This is a genomic window from Methyloceanibacter sp. (assembly GCF_041573655.1).
Taxonomy (GTDB): domain Bacteria; phylum Pseudomonadota; class Alphaproteobacteria; order Rhizobiales; family Methyloligellaceae; genus Methyloceanibacter.
Map to the genome: position 1 here is coordinate 52,964 of NZ_JBFFQD010000001.1, position 14,709 is coordinate 67,672.

The window sequence follows — 14,709 nt, forward strand, 5'->3', positions numbered from 1 at the left end:
CTGCCGAGGCCTTTGGCCCCTCACGTACGCCATTCTTTTTGATTGATCGAAAGTACCGGGTGCGTGGCAAAATCCAGCAACCAGCGGGGCTTTCCTAGCCCAGCTTCTCGCCCTTGTCGATGGATTTTCCTAGCAGAATCGCTCCCCTCGCAAGGGGAGGCAGGCTGGACGCTCACCCGCCCTTGAGGCTGCGGATATAGGCGACCACGTTTCGCATGTCGTCCTGCTCCAAAATGATGTTGGGCATGGTGGGGTGGGAGCTCTGCAGCCAGACGGTGAGCGCCAATTCGGTCATGCCCCTTGTGTTGGCGACCTCCTGGAAGGGCGTCGCTGCGAGAAGCGGCGAGACCTCCTCGTCCGGCAGAATTGCGTGGCAGGCGGCGCAGATCGTCTCGGCATAGGCCTTCCCGGCGGCGATATCGGCGTCCTGAGCCGCCGTTCCCTGGGGGAGCCCGGCCGCCATGGCGGCAGCGAGCAGCGTCATCGCTTTCATGCCCAACTCCTTCTTTTGCAGCGAGTTTGGGCGTTGCAGGCGCCGCCGCCCTGACTTCGATCAAGATTGGGATTTGCCGCGCTTGGCCCAAAGATCCGGCCTTCGGGCCTTGGTCAGGGCTTCGGCCTGTTTTCGGCGCCATTCTGCGATTTTTTCGTGGTCGCCGGAGAGCAGCACCTCGGGGATGGCCCGGCCTTCCCACTCCCGGGGCTTGGTGTAGTGCGGGTACTCCAAAAGCCCTGCCGCGAAGCTCTCCTCGGTGAGCGAGCCTTCGTTGCCGGCGACACCCGGCAGCAGCCGCACGACCGCGTCGATCAGAACTTGGGCCGCGAGTTCGCCACCGGAGAGCACATAGTCGCCGATGGAGATCTCCTCGATGTCGCGCGCCTCCAAGACGCGCTGATCGACGCCCTCGAAGCGGCCGCAGAGCAGCAGCACGCCAGGGCCCTGCGCGAGTTCGTGCGCGCGGGCTTGCGTGAGCGGCGCGCCGCGCGGCGACAGGTAGATCGCAGGCGTGCCGGGCGCGGCATCGGCCCGGCCCGCATCGATGGCGGCCGCAGCGATGTCGGCCCGCATCACCATGCCGGCACCGCCGCCCGCCGGCGTGTCGTCCACGGAGCGGTGCTTGTCGGTGGCGAAGTCGCGAATATCGCTGGTCTGAAGCGCCCATTTCCCGTCGCCAAGTGCCTTGCCGGCGAGGCTCAAGCCCAGCGGCCCCGGAAACATTTCGGGGAAGAGCGTGAGGACCGTGGCGCGCCAGGTCATCGGATCATTCCTCGCCGCCGTTCTCCGGCTCATCCTCAAGGACCCTTGGCGGCACCAGCGTCAACCGCCCATTCTCAATGTCTACCTCCGGCACGGTCTCGTCGGTGAAAGCGACGAGGAGGTTTTCGCCTCCGCTCGCGGGCGCGACCTCGACGATGTCGCTCGCGCCGAAGTTATGCACCGCCACCACGCTGCCGAGCACAGTGCCGTCCTTGCCCACTGCTTCGAGGCCGATCAAGTCGGCGACGTACCATTCATCCGTCCCGTGCTCAGGCAACCGCGTACGTGGCACATAGAGCTTCGTACCGGTCAGCGCCTCGGCGGCCTCTCGCGTACTCACGCCTTTGATGCGGACGATGAGCGCTTTGGGCGTAACGCGGGCGCGCTCGATCTCGATCGACGTCGCACCCGTCTCGTCCTGGAGCGGACCGTAGGCGGCGATGTCGGCCGGCGTTGCCGTATAGGAACGCAGGCGAACCTCGCCCTTCAGCCCTTGGGCCGCGCCGATTTCGCCAAGTAGCACCCGCTCCGAATTGTCGCCCAAGGTCGTGACCTCTTTTGAAGGCTACTCGGACTTCTCGGCCTCGTCCTCGGCAGGAGCGTCCTTCGCAGGCGCTTCAGCCTCGGCAGACTCTTCCGCGGCGGTCTTGTCTACGGCCTCGACCGAGGCTTCTTCCTCGGCAGCGGCGGCGTCATCTGCCGCGGTTTCGGCAGCAGCCTTCTCAGCCTCTGCAGCGGCGGCCTTCTCTTCTTCCTTCGCGGCCTTCGCAGCCTCAACTGCCTTGGCCTTTTCCTCCTCGCGATCGAGGCGCTTCTGGCCCGGCTTGGCCTTTTGCGGGTTGTTGCGCGGCTCACGCTTCATGATGCCTTCGGCGTCGAGGAAGCGGAGCACGCGGTCGGTCGGCAGCGCGCCGTGCGACAGCCAATGCTTCACGCGATCGGTGTCCAGGTTGACGCGCTCGTCGGAGTCCTTCGGCAGCAGCGGATTGAACGTGCCGATCCTCTCGATGTAGCGGCCATCGCGCGGGCTGCGCGAGTCGGCAATGACGATGCGGTAGAACGGGCGCTTCTTGGCGCCGGCCCGCGACAGTCTGATCTTCAGGGACATAGTTTCTTTCTCCTAGGTGATCTCAAACAAAAGGGTTCAACGTTTCTTTTTCTTCGGCAGGCCCGGAAGGCCGGGCGGCAAATTGCCCGGAAGGCCCGGTAGCCCTGGCGGCAGTCCGCCGGGCAGACCTCCAGATGGAAGGCCTGGAAAATTCGCCGGCAGCTCTCCGCCCTGGGGCATGTCGGCCGGCATCTCGGGTGCGCCACCACCGCCGAACAGTGCGGAAAGGGCGCCGCGCTTCTTGCCCATGGCCTTCATCATGTCGGCCATCTGGCGATGCATCTTCACCAGCTTGTTGATGTCCTGCACGCTCGTACCGGAGCCCGCGGCGATGCGTTTCTTGCGCGAGGCGTTCAGCAGTTTTGGCGTCTTGCGTTCGGCGCGCGTCATCGAGCTGATGATCGCCTGCTGGCGGTTGAATATACTTTCATCAAGGTTCGCGGCGTCGAGCTGCTTCTTAACTTTGCCGATGCCGGGCAGCATTGAGAGCACGCCGCCCATGCCGCCCATCTTCTGCATCTGCTTCAACTGCTCGGCGAGGTCTTCCAGGTCGAAGGCGCCCTTCTTGACCTTCTTGGCGATGGCCTCGGCCTTGTCGATCTCGACAGTCTCGATGGCCTTCTCGACAAGGCCGACCACGTCGCCCATGCCGAGAATGCGGCCCGCGATGCGGTCAGGATGAAACTCTTCGAGCGCGTCGATCTTCTCGCCGATGCCAATCAGCTTGATGGGCTTGCCCGAGACCGCGCGCATGGACAGCGCAGCGCCGCCGCGCGCATCGCCGTCGACGCGGGTCAGCACGATGCCGGTGAGGTCCACGCGCTCGCCGAAGTTCCTGGCGAGGTTCGCCGCGTCCTGACCGGTCAGCGCATCGGCGACGAGCAGCGTCTCGTGCGGCTGCGCGATCTTTTCGATGGCGGCCGTCTCGGCCATCAGCTCTTCGTCGATATGCGTGCGGCCGGCCGTATCGAGCAGCAGCACGTCGAAGCCGCCGAGCTTTGCGGCTTTGATGGCGCGCGTCGCGATCTCCGTCGGGCTCTGGCCTTCGACGATGGGGAGCGTGGCGACATCGGCTTGTTCGCCAAGCACGCGAAGCTGCTCCTGCGCGGCCGGACGGCGCGTATCGAGCGAGGCCATCATGACCTTTTGCTTGTCTCGCGTGGTCAGCCGGTGTGCGAGTTTGGCGGTGGTGGTGGTCTTACCGGAGCCTTGCAGGCCGACCAGCATCATCGTGACGGGCGGCGTGGCGGCGAGGTCGATGCCTTGTGCGTCCGAGCCCAGCATGCGCACCAGCTCGTCATTGACGATCTTGATGACCATCTGGCCGGGCGTCACCGATTTAACGACATCCTGGCCGATGGCTTTCTGCTTCACCCGGTCGGTGAAGGAGCGCACCACGTCGAGGGCCACGTCCGCCTCGATCAGGGCGCGGCGCACCTCGCGCATGGCCTCCGAGACGTCATTCTCGCTCAGCGCGCCGCGGCGCGTGAGCTTGTCGAGAATGCCGGAGAGGCGGTCTGAAAGGGTCTCGAACATCAGCCGGCGAGGTCCGCGACGAATTTGCGATAGACCCAGCCGGACAGGCATGGACCGTTATAGGCGCCCGCACGCGGCCAAGGCGTGCCGACGGCGCAGTCCATGGTCTCGTGGGAATAGACGACGCCGAGCCAATTGCCGCCTTTGCCGCTCTGATCGCAGATGTTGAGGACGGTGCCGTTATTGAGCTTGTCCACCATGGCGTATTGGGAACTCGGCCCGGCGCGCACGGCGAGAAAGCCGTCGCCCTTCGGATCGAGCCCGCGCACTACGCCTTGGGAGCCACAGGCGTCGTAGTCCGGGCCGTCTTGCCCGGCGATGACGGGGATGTGCGATTGCTGGCCCACCGCAGCCAAAGGCAGGCAGAGACATGCCAGCGTGGCGAGGATGCCAGCGAGGCGCAATTTGCGTGTTCCATCCATGTCTTCGCCTCCCAAGAGGACGTGCAAAGCAATTCTGCGCTCAGGTAGGCCAGAGGCCGGTAGCGCAACGAAAACTGCGCTCAAGTAGGCCAAAGGCCGGTAGCACAAAGCAAAAACGCACCCGTGGGCGCATCGCGCTGACGGGTGTTGACCCCCCTGCCTAGTCTTCTCGGTGCGCTACCGCGCTTCGCGCTACTTGAGCGCATTTGAGAGGACCCCGATCAGGGTGGCGGCTCGGTTAAGGAGCTGCCTGAATTTCGGCCGGACTGTCGTCCTTAGGCGCGCTTAAGTCAAGTGCGGGGAGAGCTTGGCGGCAAGGTCGAGCAGGGCCTCGTCGCCTCCTTGCCAGCCGATGAACGACAGTCCCACGGGGCAGCCCGAGGCCTCGCCCATGGGCACCGAGACCTGGGGCAGGCCGGCGTGGCCGGCCGAGCAGGTGCTTCGCAGGGTCACCGTGCGGAACTCGGCGAAGGAGGCGCCGTCGGGGATGTCCCTTTCGGGCGGAAGCGTTGGCGTTGTGGGCAGCACGATGGCCGTGCCGGGCGTCACGATGGAGCGTAAATGCTCGGCCACTTGGGTCCGAACGCCGCGCGCCGCCTCCGCCTCCTCGAAGGTGACGTTCGCGGCGATTTCGAAGCGCTCGTTAATGCCGGGCCCGAGCTCGACATTGTGCGACTGCACGAAGGGGAGCAGCGTCGACTGGATCTCGAAGCCTTGAATCGTGGCGAAGGCCTTGCGCCAGGCCTCGATGGTCTCGCCCGCAATGTCCGCGTGGACGGGTTTGGGGATCACGTCTCCAAGCTTATCGAGTGTCCGCCACAGGAGCTGGTCGGTGCTGGCCTCGGAGTAATCGACGATATCCCGGGCAAGGATCAGCCGCTCGATGGGTGCATCGACGCGGTCACCTTCCAGCAGGACGTGGCCGAGATTTCGAAACAGCTCCGCGTCACGGGCGAGAACGCCAACCGTGTCATAGCTCGGCGCCATGGGCGTCACACCTCCCATGGCGATGCGCCCATGTGTTGGACGCAAGCCAAACAAGCCGCTGAACGAGGCGGGCACGCGGATCGATCCGCCCGTGTCGGAGCCGAGCGCGAAGTCGCACATGGAGGCGGCGACAGCTGCCGCGGACCCGCAGGACGACCCGCCGGTCACATAGCGGCCCGCGCGCGCGTTCACCGGCTGGCCGTAATGGGCGTTGGTGCCGAGCACGCTGTAGAAGAACTCATCGCAAATGGTGATGCCCGTGCACGACGCGCCGGCCTGAAGCAGCCGCGTGATCGCTGGCGCCGTTTCGCTCGCCGGGCTGGCATGCTCGTAGAAGTCCGGGTTTCCGTTGGAAACCTTCCGTCCCTTGATGGCAAACAGGTCTTTCACCATGAAGGTGAGCCCTATGAGCGGGCCCTCGTTCGCGCCCATAAGCGGTTCTTCCAGCGTATGGGGGACGAGAGCGTGGACCGGGTCGTTGCCTGGAACGGAGACCATGGGCCTCTCCTTTTACGGAACTGTTCTAAGGGACAGAACGCCATATAAGTGAGCACTTCGCAACGCTTCGGAGCAGGCCCTTCATTGAGTGCCAAGGCCACATCGCGCACGCGCTTGCCGGGAACGGTCTGGGCGCTCGGCTTCACCTCGCTGTTCATGGATATCTCCTCGGAGCTGATCCATGGACTGCTGCCGCTATTTCTGGTGGTGACCTTGGGCGCGAGCCCCATCGTGCTCGGCGTGGTGGAGGGCATTGCCGAGGCGACCGCCTATATCGCGCGGGTGTTCTCCGGCTGGCTGTCCGACACGCTGCAGCGGAGGAAGGCCCTCGCCGTCGCCGGCTACGGGCTCGCCGCCATCACCAAGCCGCTGTTCCCGATCGCCCATGCGGTCTGGCTCGTGGCGCTGGCGCGGTTCCTCGACCGCATCGGCAAAGGCATTCGCGGGGCGCCGCGCGATGCGCTGGTGGCCGACGTGACGGCGCCTGCGCAGCGCGGTGCGGCATTCGGCCTGCGCCAGTCGCTCGATACGGTGGGCGCAACCATCGGCCCGCTGCTCGCCATCGGACTGATGCTCCTCTTCAACGACGATATCCGCACGGTGCTGTGGTTCGCGGTGATCCCGGCTGCGCTCGCCGTCGCCATCCTGGTCTTCTTCGTCAGAGAGCCGGCGCCGGCCGAACGGAGCGCGCGCGTTCCCATCAGACGGGACGAGATCTGGAAGCTCGGCCGCTTCTATTGGTTCGTGGTGGCGGCGGGCGCGGTGTTCACCCTGGCGCGGTTCTCGGAAGCCTTTCTCATCATCCGCGCCCATGACGCCGGGCTGGCGCTGGCGCTGGCGCCTGCGGTCATTGCGGTGATGAGCCTCGTCTTTGCGGTGAGTGCCTATCCGGCGGGGCGTCTCCAGGACCAGTTCGGGGCAAAGCCTTTGCTGATCGCCGGCCTTGCCGCGCTGATCGCTGCGGACCTTGTGCTCGCCTTTGGGCAGGGACTGCCGGCGATCTTCCTTGGCATCGGCTTGTGGGGTCTCCATATGGGGCTCACGCAAGGCGTGCTCTCCGCCCTCGTCGCTGAAGCCGCCCCGGCGCGGCTACGCGGTACGGCGTTTGGAATTTTCGGCCTGATCACGGGGCTGGCCGCGCTGGTGGCCAGCATCGCCGCCGGAATCCTATGGGCAGTGGTATCGCCAACGGCGACGTTTCTGGTGGGCGCAGGATTTGCGGCCGCCGCGCTGATCGCCTTTGCAGTCCTTGGCGCGGGACGCAAGGCCGCCGCATGAGGCGTGGAGGCGCTCCCGCCGCGCCGGTGCTATAGAGGCGGCAGGAATTGGATTTGGTCATGGATACGAACACGCGCGGCTTTCGCAAGATGAACGGGCTCGGCAACGACTTCGTCGTGGTCGACGCGCGGTCAGGCGCGCTCGCGCTTTCGCCGGAGGCCGTCCAGGCCATTGCGGACCGCAAGGAGGGCATTGGCTGCGATCAGCTCATCGCGCTGGAGCCGTCCAGCCAAGCCGACGTGTTCATGCGGATCTGGAACGCCGATGGCGGCGAAGTGGCGGCCTGCGGGAACGCCGCGCGCTGCGTGGCGGCGGTGATCGCCGAGGAGCAGGGCAAGCCGCAGGTCACCATCGAGACGGAAGACCAGGTGCTCGGCGCTGCGGTCCCAGGCGACGGCCAGGTGACCATCGATATGGGGGCGCCACGTCTTCGCTGGGACGAGATCCCGCTCGCCGAGGAGTTCCACGACACACGCCGCATCGAGCTTCAGGCCGGGCCGATCGATGCGCCGGTGCTGCATTCTCCCGCCGTGGTCAATGTCGGCAATCCGCACGCCATCTTCTTCGTCGACGACGTTGAGGCCATCGATCTCGCCCGGGTCGGGCCGATGCTGGAGCATCACCCGCTATTCCCGGAGCGCGCGAACATCTCCGTGGCCCAGGTGCTGAGCCCGGGCCACGTGAAACTGCGAACCTGGGAACGGGGTGTGGGGCTCACGCGCGCCTGCGGCACGGCCGCCTGCGCCTCTGCGGTTGCGGCGGTCCGCCGCGAGCTGACGGACCGAAACGTCAAGGTCTCGCTCCCGGGCGGCGATCTCGTGATCGAATGGCGCGAGGCGGACGGCCATGTGTTGATGACCGGGCCCTACGCCCTCGACTTCGAGGGGACCCTGCCGGAGCGCTTGGTCGCGCCTGCCGGGGTCTGACGCATCTTGGATTTCGTGTTAGAAGCCGCTCATGTCTGATGTCGACATCATCACCTTCGGTTGCCGGCTGAACGCTTATGAGTCCGAAGTCATCCGCGAGCATGCGAACGCCGCAGGGGTTACCGACGCGGTGATCGTCAACACTTGCGCGGTGACGGGCGAGGCCGTGCGACAAGCGCGGCAAGCGATCCGAAAGGCGCGACGCACGCGTCCCGGCGCCAAGATTGTCGTTACGGGATGCGCGGCGCAGATCGATCCGGATCAGTTCGCGCAAATGGACGAGGTGGACCGCGTCGTCGGCAATCAGGAGAAGCTCGAGGCGAAGACGTTCCGCGGTCTCGGAACCGGCGACACCCAAAGGATCGCCGTCAACGACATAATGTCCGTGACGGAGACTGCCGGTCATCTCATCGAGGGCTTCGGCAATCGCGCGCGGGCCTATGTGCAGATTCAGAATGGCTGCGATCATCGCTGCACGTTTTGCATCATTCCCTTCGGGCGCGGACCCTCGCGCTCTGTGCCGGCGGGTGAAGTTGTCGCGCAAGTGCGGCGCCTCGTCGAAAACGGCTACGCGGAAATCGTGCTGACGGGCGTCGACATCACAGCCTATGGCGCGGACCTTCCCGGCGCCATGACGCTCGGCAAACTCACGCGCACGGTGTTGAAGCTTGTGCCGGAGCTGCCGCGCTTGCGCCTGTCGTCCATCGATTCCGTCGAGGCCGATCCCGATCTCATCAAGGCTATCGCCGAAGAAGAGCGGCTGATGCCGCATCTGCATTTGTCGCTGCAGGCAGGCGACGACCTCACCTTGAAGCGCATGAAGCGGCGTCACGCGCGCGCCGACTCCGTGTCGTTCTGCGAGGCCATGCGCCGTGTGCGGCCCGACATTGTGTTCGGTGCGGACATCATCGCCGGTTTTCCCACCGAGACGGACGAGATGTTCGCCAACTCGCTTCGCCTCGTGGACGATTGCGGACTGACCTTCCTCCACGTGTTTCCGTTCTCCGCGCGGGAGGGTACGCCCGCCGCGCGCATGCCGCAGGTGAACGGCACTGTCGTCGCCGAACGTGCCCGCGCACTTCGTCAAAAGGGCGTTGCGGCCCTGAAGTCGCATCTTGAAAGCGCCAAGGGCCGGCACATCCAGGTGCTTATGGAGACGGAGCAACAGGGGCGCTCGCCGGACTTCACGCCCGTGCGGCTCGATCCTTGTGCTGCAAGCGCCGGCGCGCTCGTCGATGCGGTCGTCTCGGGCGATGACGGCGGGGCGCTGCTTGCGGAGGCTGCCCAGTGAATGACACCCCGGCGCAGCCGGAGCCTAAAACGGGCTGGTTCACCCAGCTTAAGGCGGGGCTTTCGCGCACCTCGAACTCGCTGACCGAAAATCTCTCGAGTGTCGTCACCAAGCGTAAGCTGGACGACGAGACGCTGGATGAGCTCGAAGAGGTGCTCATCAAGGCCGACCTCGGCGTCGCCATGGCCGATCGGATTCGCGAGGCGCTGTCGCGCGGCCGCTACGACAAGGGGCTTACCGATAACGACGTGCACGCGGTGCTGGCGGACGAGGTGACGCGCGTGCTGGAGCCGGTCGCGGAACCTTTGAAGCTGGATGAGACCGCCAAGCCGCATGTGATCCTGGTGGTCGGCGTCAACGGCACCGGCAAGACCACGACAATCGGCAAGCTTGCGCATCTATTCGCGCGAGAGGGCAAGCGTGTGATGCTAGCCGCGGCGGATACATTTCGTGCGGCCGCCATCGATCAGCTGAAGATCTGGGGCGAGCGCGTCGGTGCCGAAGTGGTCGCGCAGGACGTCGGATCCGACCCGGCGGGCGTTGGCTACGAGGCCTTGGAGCTCGCGAAGACCGAAGGCGCAGACGTGCTGCTGATCGACACCGCCGGGCGCTTGCAGAACAAGGGCGACCTCATGGCGGAACTCGCCAAGATCGTGCGCGTCTTGAAGAAGCTCGACGAGAACGCACCGCACACGGTGATGCTCGTGCTCGACGCCACCACTGGCCAGAACGCGATCAGCCAGGTGCAGACATTTCAGGAGATCGCCGGCGTGACCAATCTTGTCGTCACCAAGCTCGACGGCAGCGCGCGTGGCGGCATCTTGGTGGCGATTGCCGAACGCTTCGGGCTGCCCATCAATGCCATTGGCGTAGGCGAGGGAATCGAGGACTTCGAGCCGTTCGACGCGCACGACTTCGCTCGTGCCATCGCCGGAGCAGGACGCGAGAATGACGCCGCGGCCTGAACAAAAAACACCTAAGAAGGACTCAGAGCAGTCCGTCGCTGCCAAGCTCCTCATCGAGATCGGGCCGCTGCTCGTCTTTTTCGGTGTGAACGCCGCCTATGGCATCTTCGCCGGCACCGGCGCCTTCATGGTGGCGACGGTGGTGTCTCTGAGTTTGGCGTGGTGGCTGTATCACAAGGTGCCGGTGATGCCGCTGGTCAGCGCCGTCATCGTCATGATCTTCGGCGGGCTCACCCTCTATTTGCAGGATGAGAGCTTCATCAAGCTCAAGCCGACCATTGTCTACGGAATGTTCGCGGCGCTGCTGCTGGCCGGACTCGCGACCGGCAAGCATTTGCTGGCGTTCCTGTTCGGTCCGGTGCTCAATCTCACCGACGAGGGTTGGCGGAAGCTGACGGTGCGCTGGGCTGTGTTCTTCGTGCTGATGGCCGTGCTGAACGAATTCGTCTGGCGCAATTTCTCCACCGATATTTGGGTGAGCTTCAAGGCGTTCGGCTTCCTGCCGATCACGCTGATCTTCGCCATGGCACAAGTCCCTCTGATGCAGCGCTACGGCGTGCCGGAGGAGAACGGCTCCGACTAGGAGCCGTGCTCGAAAACTTCATGCCTTTCTTGTTGCATCCGCCTTGTGAGCGCGGCGTCCGCCCCCGATATACCGGAGAGTGTGTCGGTGTTTGCTGTGAGTGATGGTGTTTTCATGACAGGAAAACTCCTGCAACCATGCGTTTGCTGATACCGATTTGGAGTTGTAGAAAGGGGCCTCGCAGCGGCCGGAAACGGCGAAGCTGCCGAGAGATCGACATTCGATATGGGAAAAACTGGCAATACTCTGGACCGTTCAGCAACGCACTTGCTGCACCGGGCTGGTCAGCGCGCCGCGGATATCTTCGCAGCTGAGGCGCGTACCGGTCGCCTGACGCCGCGCCAATTTGCGGTTCTGACTGTGGTCGCACAGAACCAAGGCCTCACGCAGAGTGACTTGGTCGCGCGAACAGGAATTGATCGTTCGACATTGGCGGACATCGTGGCGCGCCTTCTTAGCCGCGGCATGATTCAGCGCCGCCGGGCCAAAGACGACGGCCGCGCCTATGCCATCAAGATCAGCGCGCAAGGCGACAAGGCACTGCGCGAGGCGCAGCCCGCCGCCGCTGCCGCGGACGTGCGGCTCCTTGCCAGTCTGCCGCCCGCCAAGCGGCAGGATTTTCTGGAATCTCTCAACAAGATTGTCGGCGACGGCGAGGAGTAATCACTCCGGCCGCGCGGACGGTTGCGTGTCCATGAGCGGCAGGATTTTTGCCGTGATGGCTTCCTCGGTGAGGGGCCCCACATGGCGGTGCGCGATCTTTCCGTCCGCCGAGATCACGAAGGTCTCCGGCACACCGTACACACCGAAGTCGATCGCCGTGCGTCCCGACGCATCGGCACCCACGCGCGAATAGGGATTTCCGTAGCGGCCCAGAAAGCGCCGGGCGGATGCCGGGGCGTCTTTGTAGTTGATGCCGTAGATGCGCAAATCTCCTCGCTTTGCGAGGGCCATCAACATCGGATGTTCCTCTAGGCACGGCACGCACCACGACGCGAACACGTTGACGATTGTGGGCTTGCCTGCTGCGAGGTCGGCCGCGTCGAAGCTCTTCATGGTGGACCCGTCAGTGGCTTTGAGGCCGTCGAGCGGCGGCAACGTAAAGTCCGGTACGGGCTTGCCGATGAGCGCGGACGGCAAGCGCGATGGATCGCCCGTTTGAAGTGCGTACCAAAAAAGTCCGGCGAGGCCGGCGAAGACGACGAACGGAAGAATCGTTCCCCAGCGGCGCCGTGCTGCGGCCGGCTTCGCGGGCGTCGTCACGACCGCGTCTTTCGGGTGCGCTTGCGCGCAGGCTTGCGCTTTGTGGACGCAGACGACTTGCGCTTTGCAGGCGTAGACGACTTGCGCTTCGTGGTGCGCTTCTTAGCGGTCTTTGATGCGACCTTCTTCGATGTGACTTTCGGTGATGTCACTTTCGGTTTGGCGGGTTTTGCGGCTGAGCGGCGTCGGATGCCTTTGCGCTCCAGATCGGCGAGGTTACGCCGCTGTTCACGGTCGTCGGCGAACGTCGCCACTACCAGCGCGCCGAGCGCGAGTGCCGTGACGCCATAGGCGGCAATAATGAAGTTTGCGTGCGGCCCGAGATCGATCATGTCTTTAAGCCCCAGCCACGGCAGCGCGCACAACTTGCGTTTGCTGTAGCGCGCGTACGCGACGGCGCAAGATCTCCGCGCGCATGGCGATGAGATGCAGCAGCACGAACAGCGCGAGGAATGCAGCGGCCATCACGAAGAGTGGCGTGAGCAGCGCGGGGTCAATTGTCGGCCCGTCGGCGCGGAACACGCTCGCCGGCTGATGCAACGTGTTCCACCAGTCCACCGAGAACTTGATGATGGGCAGATTGATGGCTCCCACGAGTGCCAGTATGGCCGTGGCGCGCCCGGCGCGTCCCGGCTCCTCGATGGTCTGCCATAGGGCGATCAGTCCGAGGTAGAGGAGAAACAACACGAGTAGCGAGGTGAGCCGCGCATCCCACACCCAGTAGGTGCCCCACATCGGCTTGCCCCACAGCGACCCGGTAACGAGCACGATAAAGGTGAAGGTGGCGCCGATGGGTGCCGCGGCCTTGGCGGCAACGTCGGCCAGCGGGTGGCGCCAGATCAGCGTGCCGAGCGCCGCGATGGCGATCACTGCGTAGCAGCCCATGGCGACCCACGCGGCGGGCACGTGGATGAACATGATGCGCACCGTTTCGCCCTGCTGATAGTCGGGCGGCGCCGCGAAGAACGCGAGGTAGAGCCCAATTCCGAGAAGGCCGATGACAAGGGCCGAGAGCCAGGGCACGACCGCATCGACGAGTTGCAGAAAGCGCGTTGGGTTGGCGAGGCTGATCATGGGGCTCATCTAGAGGCTTTGGCTGCCATGCGCAAATGGGGCCTATCGAAGCGCGGTGCGTAACGCCGCCGCGGCCGCAAACGGTGCGAGCACGATGCTGGCAAGGCTCAGCGCGCAGAGCATGAGGAAGGGCGGCCAGGGGGAACCGGGCCCGACAACCGCCGCCGAGACGGTGGACACGCCGAAGATCAGGATCGGCACGTAAAGCGGTAACACCAGAAGCGCAAGAAGCAGGCCGCTGCGCCGTAAGCCGAGCGTTAGGCTGGCGCCGATGCCGGCAATGAAGCTGACGGCGGGGGTGCCTGCAAGCATCGCCAGCACCAGCAGCGGCATGGCGTCGAGCGGCAAGTTCAGAAGAAGCCCGAGCACGGGGGCGAGCAAAGCGAGCGGCACACCCGTCGTGATCCAATGTGCGAGGGCCTTGATGCCTGCGACAAGCGGCAATGGCAGGGGGCCGCTTGTGAGCACATCTAAGGTGCCGTCCTCATAGTCGTTGTGAAAGATGCGGTCGGCGGACAGCAGCGCGGCCAGGAGCAGCGCCACCCACAACATGCCGGGCGCGATGCGGGCCAGCAGATTGAGATCGGGGCCGAGCCCGAACGGGGTGATGGCGACGACCACGAGATAGAAGCCGAGCGCAACGCTGATTGCGCCGCCTTCGCGCCAGGCTAGCCGCACATCGCGGACGAGAAGGGCGAGGCTTGCGTTCATGCTGCCTCCTCGAGCCCGAGGGTGAGTTGGTGCGCGAATTTCGTTTTCAGCGGCACATGGGTGGAGACGACGGCGATGCCACCCCCTTTGAGATGAGCGCGGATGGCGGCGTCGAGGTGCTTCACCGCGGCGGTGTCGAGCGAGACGGACGGCTCGTCGAGCAGCCAGATGGGGCGGGATGCGGCGAACAGCCGTGACAGGGCGAGCTTTCGTTTCTGCCCTGCCGAGAGCAGGCCGGCGGGGAGGTTGGCGAGGTCTTCAAGGCCGAATGAGCCAAGCGCGCCGTCGAGATCGACCGCACCGTCGCCCAAGAAGTCCACCCAGAAGGCGAGGTTCTCCTCAACCGTGAGGGCGCTCTTGGCCGCATTGAGGTGGCCCACATAGTGGCAAAGCTCGGAGAGGGGCGTGTCGTCATCCGCCCCGGGCGCCGAAAGTGTCCCCGCCGCTAGCGGCAGCAGGCCGGCCAACTGGCGCAAGAGGCTCGTTGTCCCGGCGCCGTTGGGGCCACGCACCAGCAGCGCCTCGCCGGGGGCAAGCGCGAAGCTCAACCCCTCGAACAGCATCCGCTGCCCGCGCTCGCAGGCGATGGCACTGGCTTCCAGGCTGACAGAGCAGGGCGATGGCATGGGATCTTTTCGCTTAAAGTAGAGGCGATTGGCCTCGTTCAGGGGTTCAGACGCGTCTCTTCGCGTCATTGTCTCGTTGCCGCAAGGGCTTTTATAGTGGGCCAAGAGCACGTAACCAAAAGGCCAGGACGCCCGGGCGCGGGAACAAGCAGCTTTTCGCGCAAGATCGACTGCGTCTTTGCA

At 64.9% G+C, this 14,709-nt stretch carries 18 protein-coding genes; 6 read left to right on the forward strand and 12 right to left on the reverse strand.

Annotation, left to right across the window (positions count from 1 at the left end; genetic code table 11):
* Window positions 1–172: 172 nt before the first annotated feature.
* The 7 genes from ABY454_RS00300 to ABY454_RS00330 form a co-directional block, all read right to left on the reverse strand.
* Window positions 173–493, reverse strand: a complete 321-nt coding sequence (locus tag ABY454_RS00300; protein WP_372928161.1) for a cytochrome c — start codon at window positions 491–493, stop codon at window positions 173–175.
* A gap of 60 nt (window positions 494–553) precedes the next feature.
* Complete coding sequence (gene trmD / locus ABY454_RS00305) at window positions 554–1,258, reverse strand: tRNA (guanosine(37)-N1)-methyltransferase TrmD (protein WP_372928162.1); 705 nt, start codon at window positions 1,256–1,258, stop codon at window positions 554–556.
* Between the two features lie 4 nt (window positions 1,259–1,262).
* Window positions 1,263–1,802: a ribosome maturation factor RimM gene (rimM, locus tag ABY454_RS00310; RefSeq protein WP_372928163.1), complete on the reverse strand. Its 540-nt coding sequence runs from the start codon at window positions 1,800–1,802 to the stop codon at window positions 1,263–1,265.
* Between the two features lie 21 nt (window positions 1,803–1,823).
* A complete protein-coding gene (gene rpsP, locus ABY454_RS00315) occupies window positions 1,824–2,366 on the reverse strand; it encodes a 30S ribosomal protein S16 (RefSeq protein ID WP_372928164.1) in 543 nt (180 codons plus the stop codon).
* A 36-nt stretch (window positions 2,367–2,402) separates the two neighbouring features.
* Window positions 2,403–3,902: a signal recognition particle protein gene (gene ffh, locus ABY454_RS00320; protein WP_372928165.1), complete on the reverse strand. Its 1,500-nt coding sequence runs from the start codon at window positions 3,900–3,902 to the stop codon at window positions 2,403–2,405.
* Window positions 3,902–4,324, reverse strand: coding sequence for an integron (locus tag ABY454_RS00325; RefSeq protein ID WP_372928166.1), 423 nt, complete (start codon window positions 4,322–4,324; stop codon window positions 3,902–3,904). Before ABY454_RS00325 ends, ffh begins: the two co-directional genes overlap by 1 nt.
* A 285-nt stretch (window positions 4,325–4,609) precedes the next feature.
* Entirely contained in the window at window positions 4,610–5,809 is a 1,200-nt protein-coding gene (locus tag ABY454_RS00330) for an amidase (protein ID WP_372928167.1), read from the reverse strand.
* An 84-nt stretch (window positions 5,810–5,893) separates the two neighbouring features.
* On the opposite strand from ABY454_RS00330, the gene ABY454_RS00335 reads away from it, so the two are divergent.
* From ABY454_RS00335 to ABY454_RS00360, 6 genes are all read left to right on the forward strand, one after another.
* The gene (locus tag ABY454_RS00335) at window positions 5,894–7,087 is read left to right on the forward strand and encodes an MFS transporter (protein WP_372928168.1); all 1,194 of its coding nucleotides are present in this window, start codon (window positions 5,894–5,896) and stop codon (window positions 7,085–7,087) included.
* A gap of 59 nt (window positions 7,088–7,146) precedes the next feature.
* On the forward strand, window positions 7,147–8,013 hold the full coding sequence (dapF, locus tag ABY454_RS00340; protein WP_372928169.1) for a diaminopimelate epimerase: 867 nt from the start codon (window positions 7,147–7,149) through the stop codon (window positions 8,011–8,013).
* A gap of 31 nt (window positions 8,014–8,044) precedes the next feature.
* Window positions 8,045–9,304 (forward strand): tRNA (N(6)-L-threonylcarbamoyladenosine(37)-C(2))-methylthiotransferase MtaB, encoded by a 1,260-nt coding sequence (mtaB, locus tag ABY454_RS00345; protein ID WP_372928170.1) that lies wholly within the window; start codon window positions 8,045–8,047, stop codon window positions 9,302–9,304.
* Window positions 9,301–10,269, forward strand: coding sequence for a signal recognition particle-docking protein FtsY (gene ftsY, locus ABY454_RS00350; RefSeq protein WP_372928171.1), 969 nt, complete (start codon window positions 9,301–9,303; stop codon window positions 10,267–10,269). Before mtaB ends, ftsY begins: the two co-directional genes overlap by 4 nt.
* Window positions 10,253–10,852 carry a septation protein A gene (locus ABY454_RS00355; RefSeq protein ID WP_372928172.1) on the forward strand — a complete coding sequence of 200 codons (600 nt, stop codon included), beginning with the start codon at window positions 10,253–10,255 and terminating at the stop codon, window positions 10,850–10,852. Before ftsY ends, ABY454_RS00355 begins: the two co-directional genes overlap by 17 nt.
* Window positions 10,853–11,119: 267 nt before the next feature.
* Window positions 11,120–11,515, forward strand: coding sequence for a MarR family winged helix-turn-helix transcriptional regulator (locus tag ABY454_RS00360; RefSeq protein WP_372928173.1), 396 nt, complete (start codon window positions 11,120–11,122; stop codon window positions 11,513–11,515).
* Here the strand turns inward: ABY454_RS00360 and ABY454_RS00365 are convergent, their stop codons facing one another.
* From ABY454_RS00365 to ccmA, 5 genes are read right to left on the reverse strand one after another with little or no spacing between them, the layout of a single operon-like run.
* A complete protein-coding gene (locus ABY454_RS00365; protein WP_372928174.1) occupies window positions 11,516–12,115 on the reverse strand; it encodes a DsbE family thiol:disulfide interchange protein in 600 nt (199 codons plus the stop codon).
* Window positions 12,112–12,447 (reverse strand): heme exporter protein CcmD, encoded by a 336-nt coding sequence (gene ccmD / locus ABY454_RS00370; RefSeq protein WP_372928175.1) that lies wholly within the window; start codon window positions 12,445–12,447, stop codon window positions 12,112–12,114. Before ccmD ends, ABY454_RS00365 begins: the two co-directional genes overlap by 4 nt.
* A gap of 4 nt (window positions 12,448–12,451) precedes the next feature.
* Complete coding sequence (locus ABY454_RS00375) at window positions 12,452–13,189, reverse strand: heme ABC transporter permease (RefSeq protein WP_372928235.1); 738 nt, start codon at window positions 13,187–13,189, stop codon at window positions 12,452–12,454.
* 42 nt (window positions 13,190–13,231) lie between these two features.
* Window positions 13,232–13,900 (reverse strand): heme exporter protein CcmB, encoded by a 669-nt coding sequence (gene ccmB / locus ABY454_RS00380; protein WP_372928176.1) that lies wholly within the window; start codon window positions 13,898–13,900, stop codon window positions 13,232–13,234.
* The gene (gene ccmA / locus ABY454_RS00385; RefSeq protein ID WP_372928177.1) at window positions 13,897–14,595 is read right to left on the reverse strand and encodes a heme ABC exporter ATP-binding protein CcmA; all 699 of its coding nucleotides are present in this window, start codon (window positions 14,593–14,595) and stop codon (window positions 13,897–13,899) included. The genes ccmB and ccmA overlap by 4 nt, the downstream gene beginning before the upstream one ends.
* Window positions 14,596–14,709 lie beyond the last annotated feature (114 nt).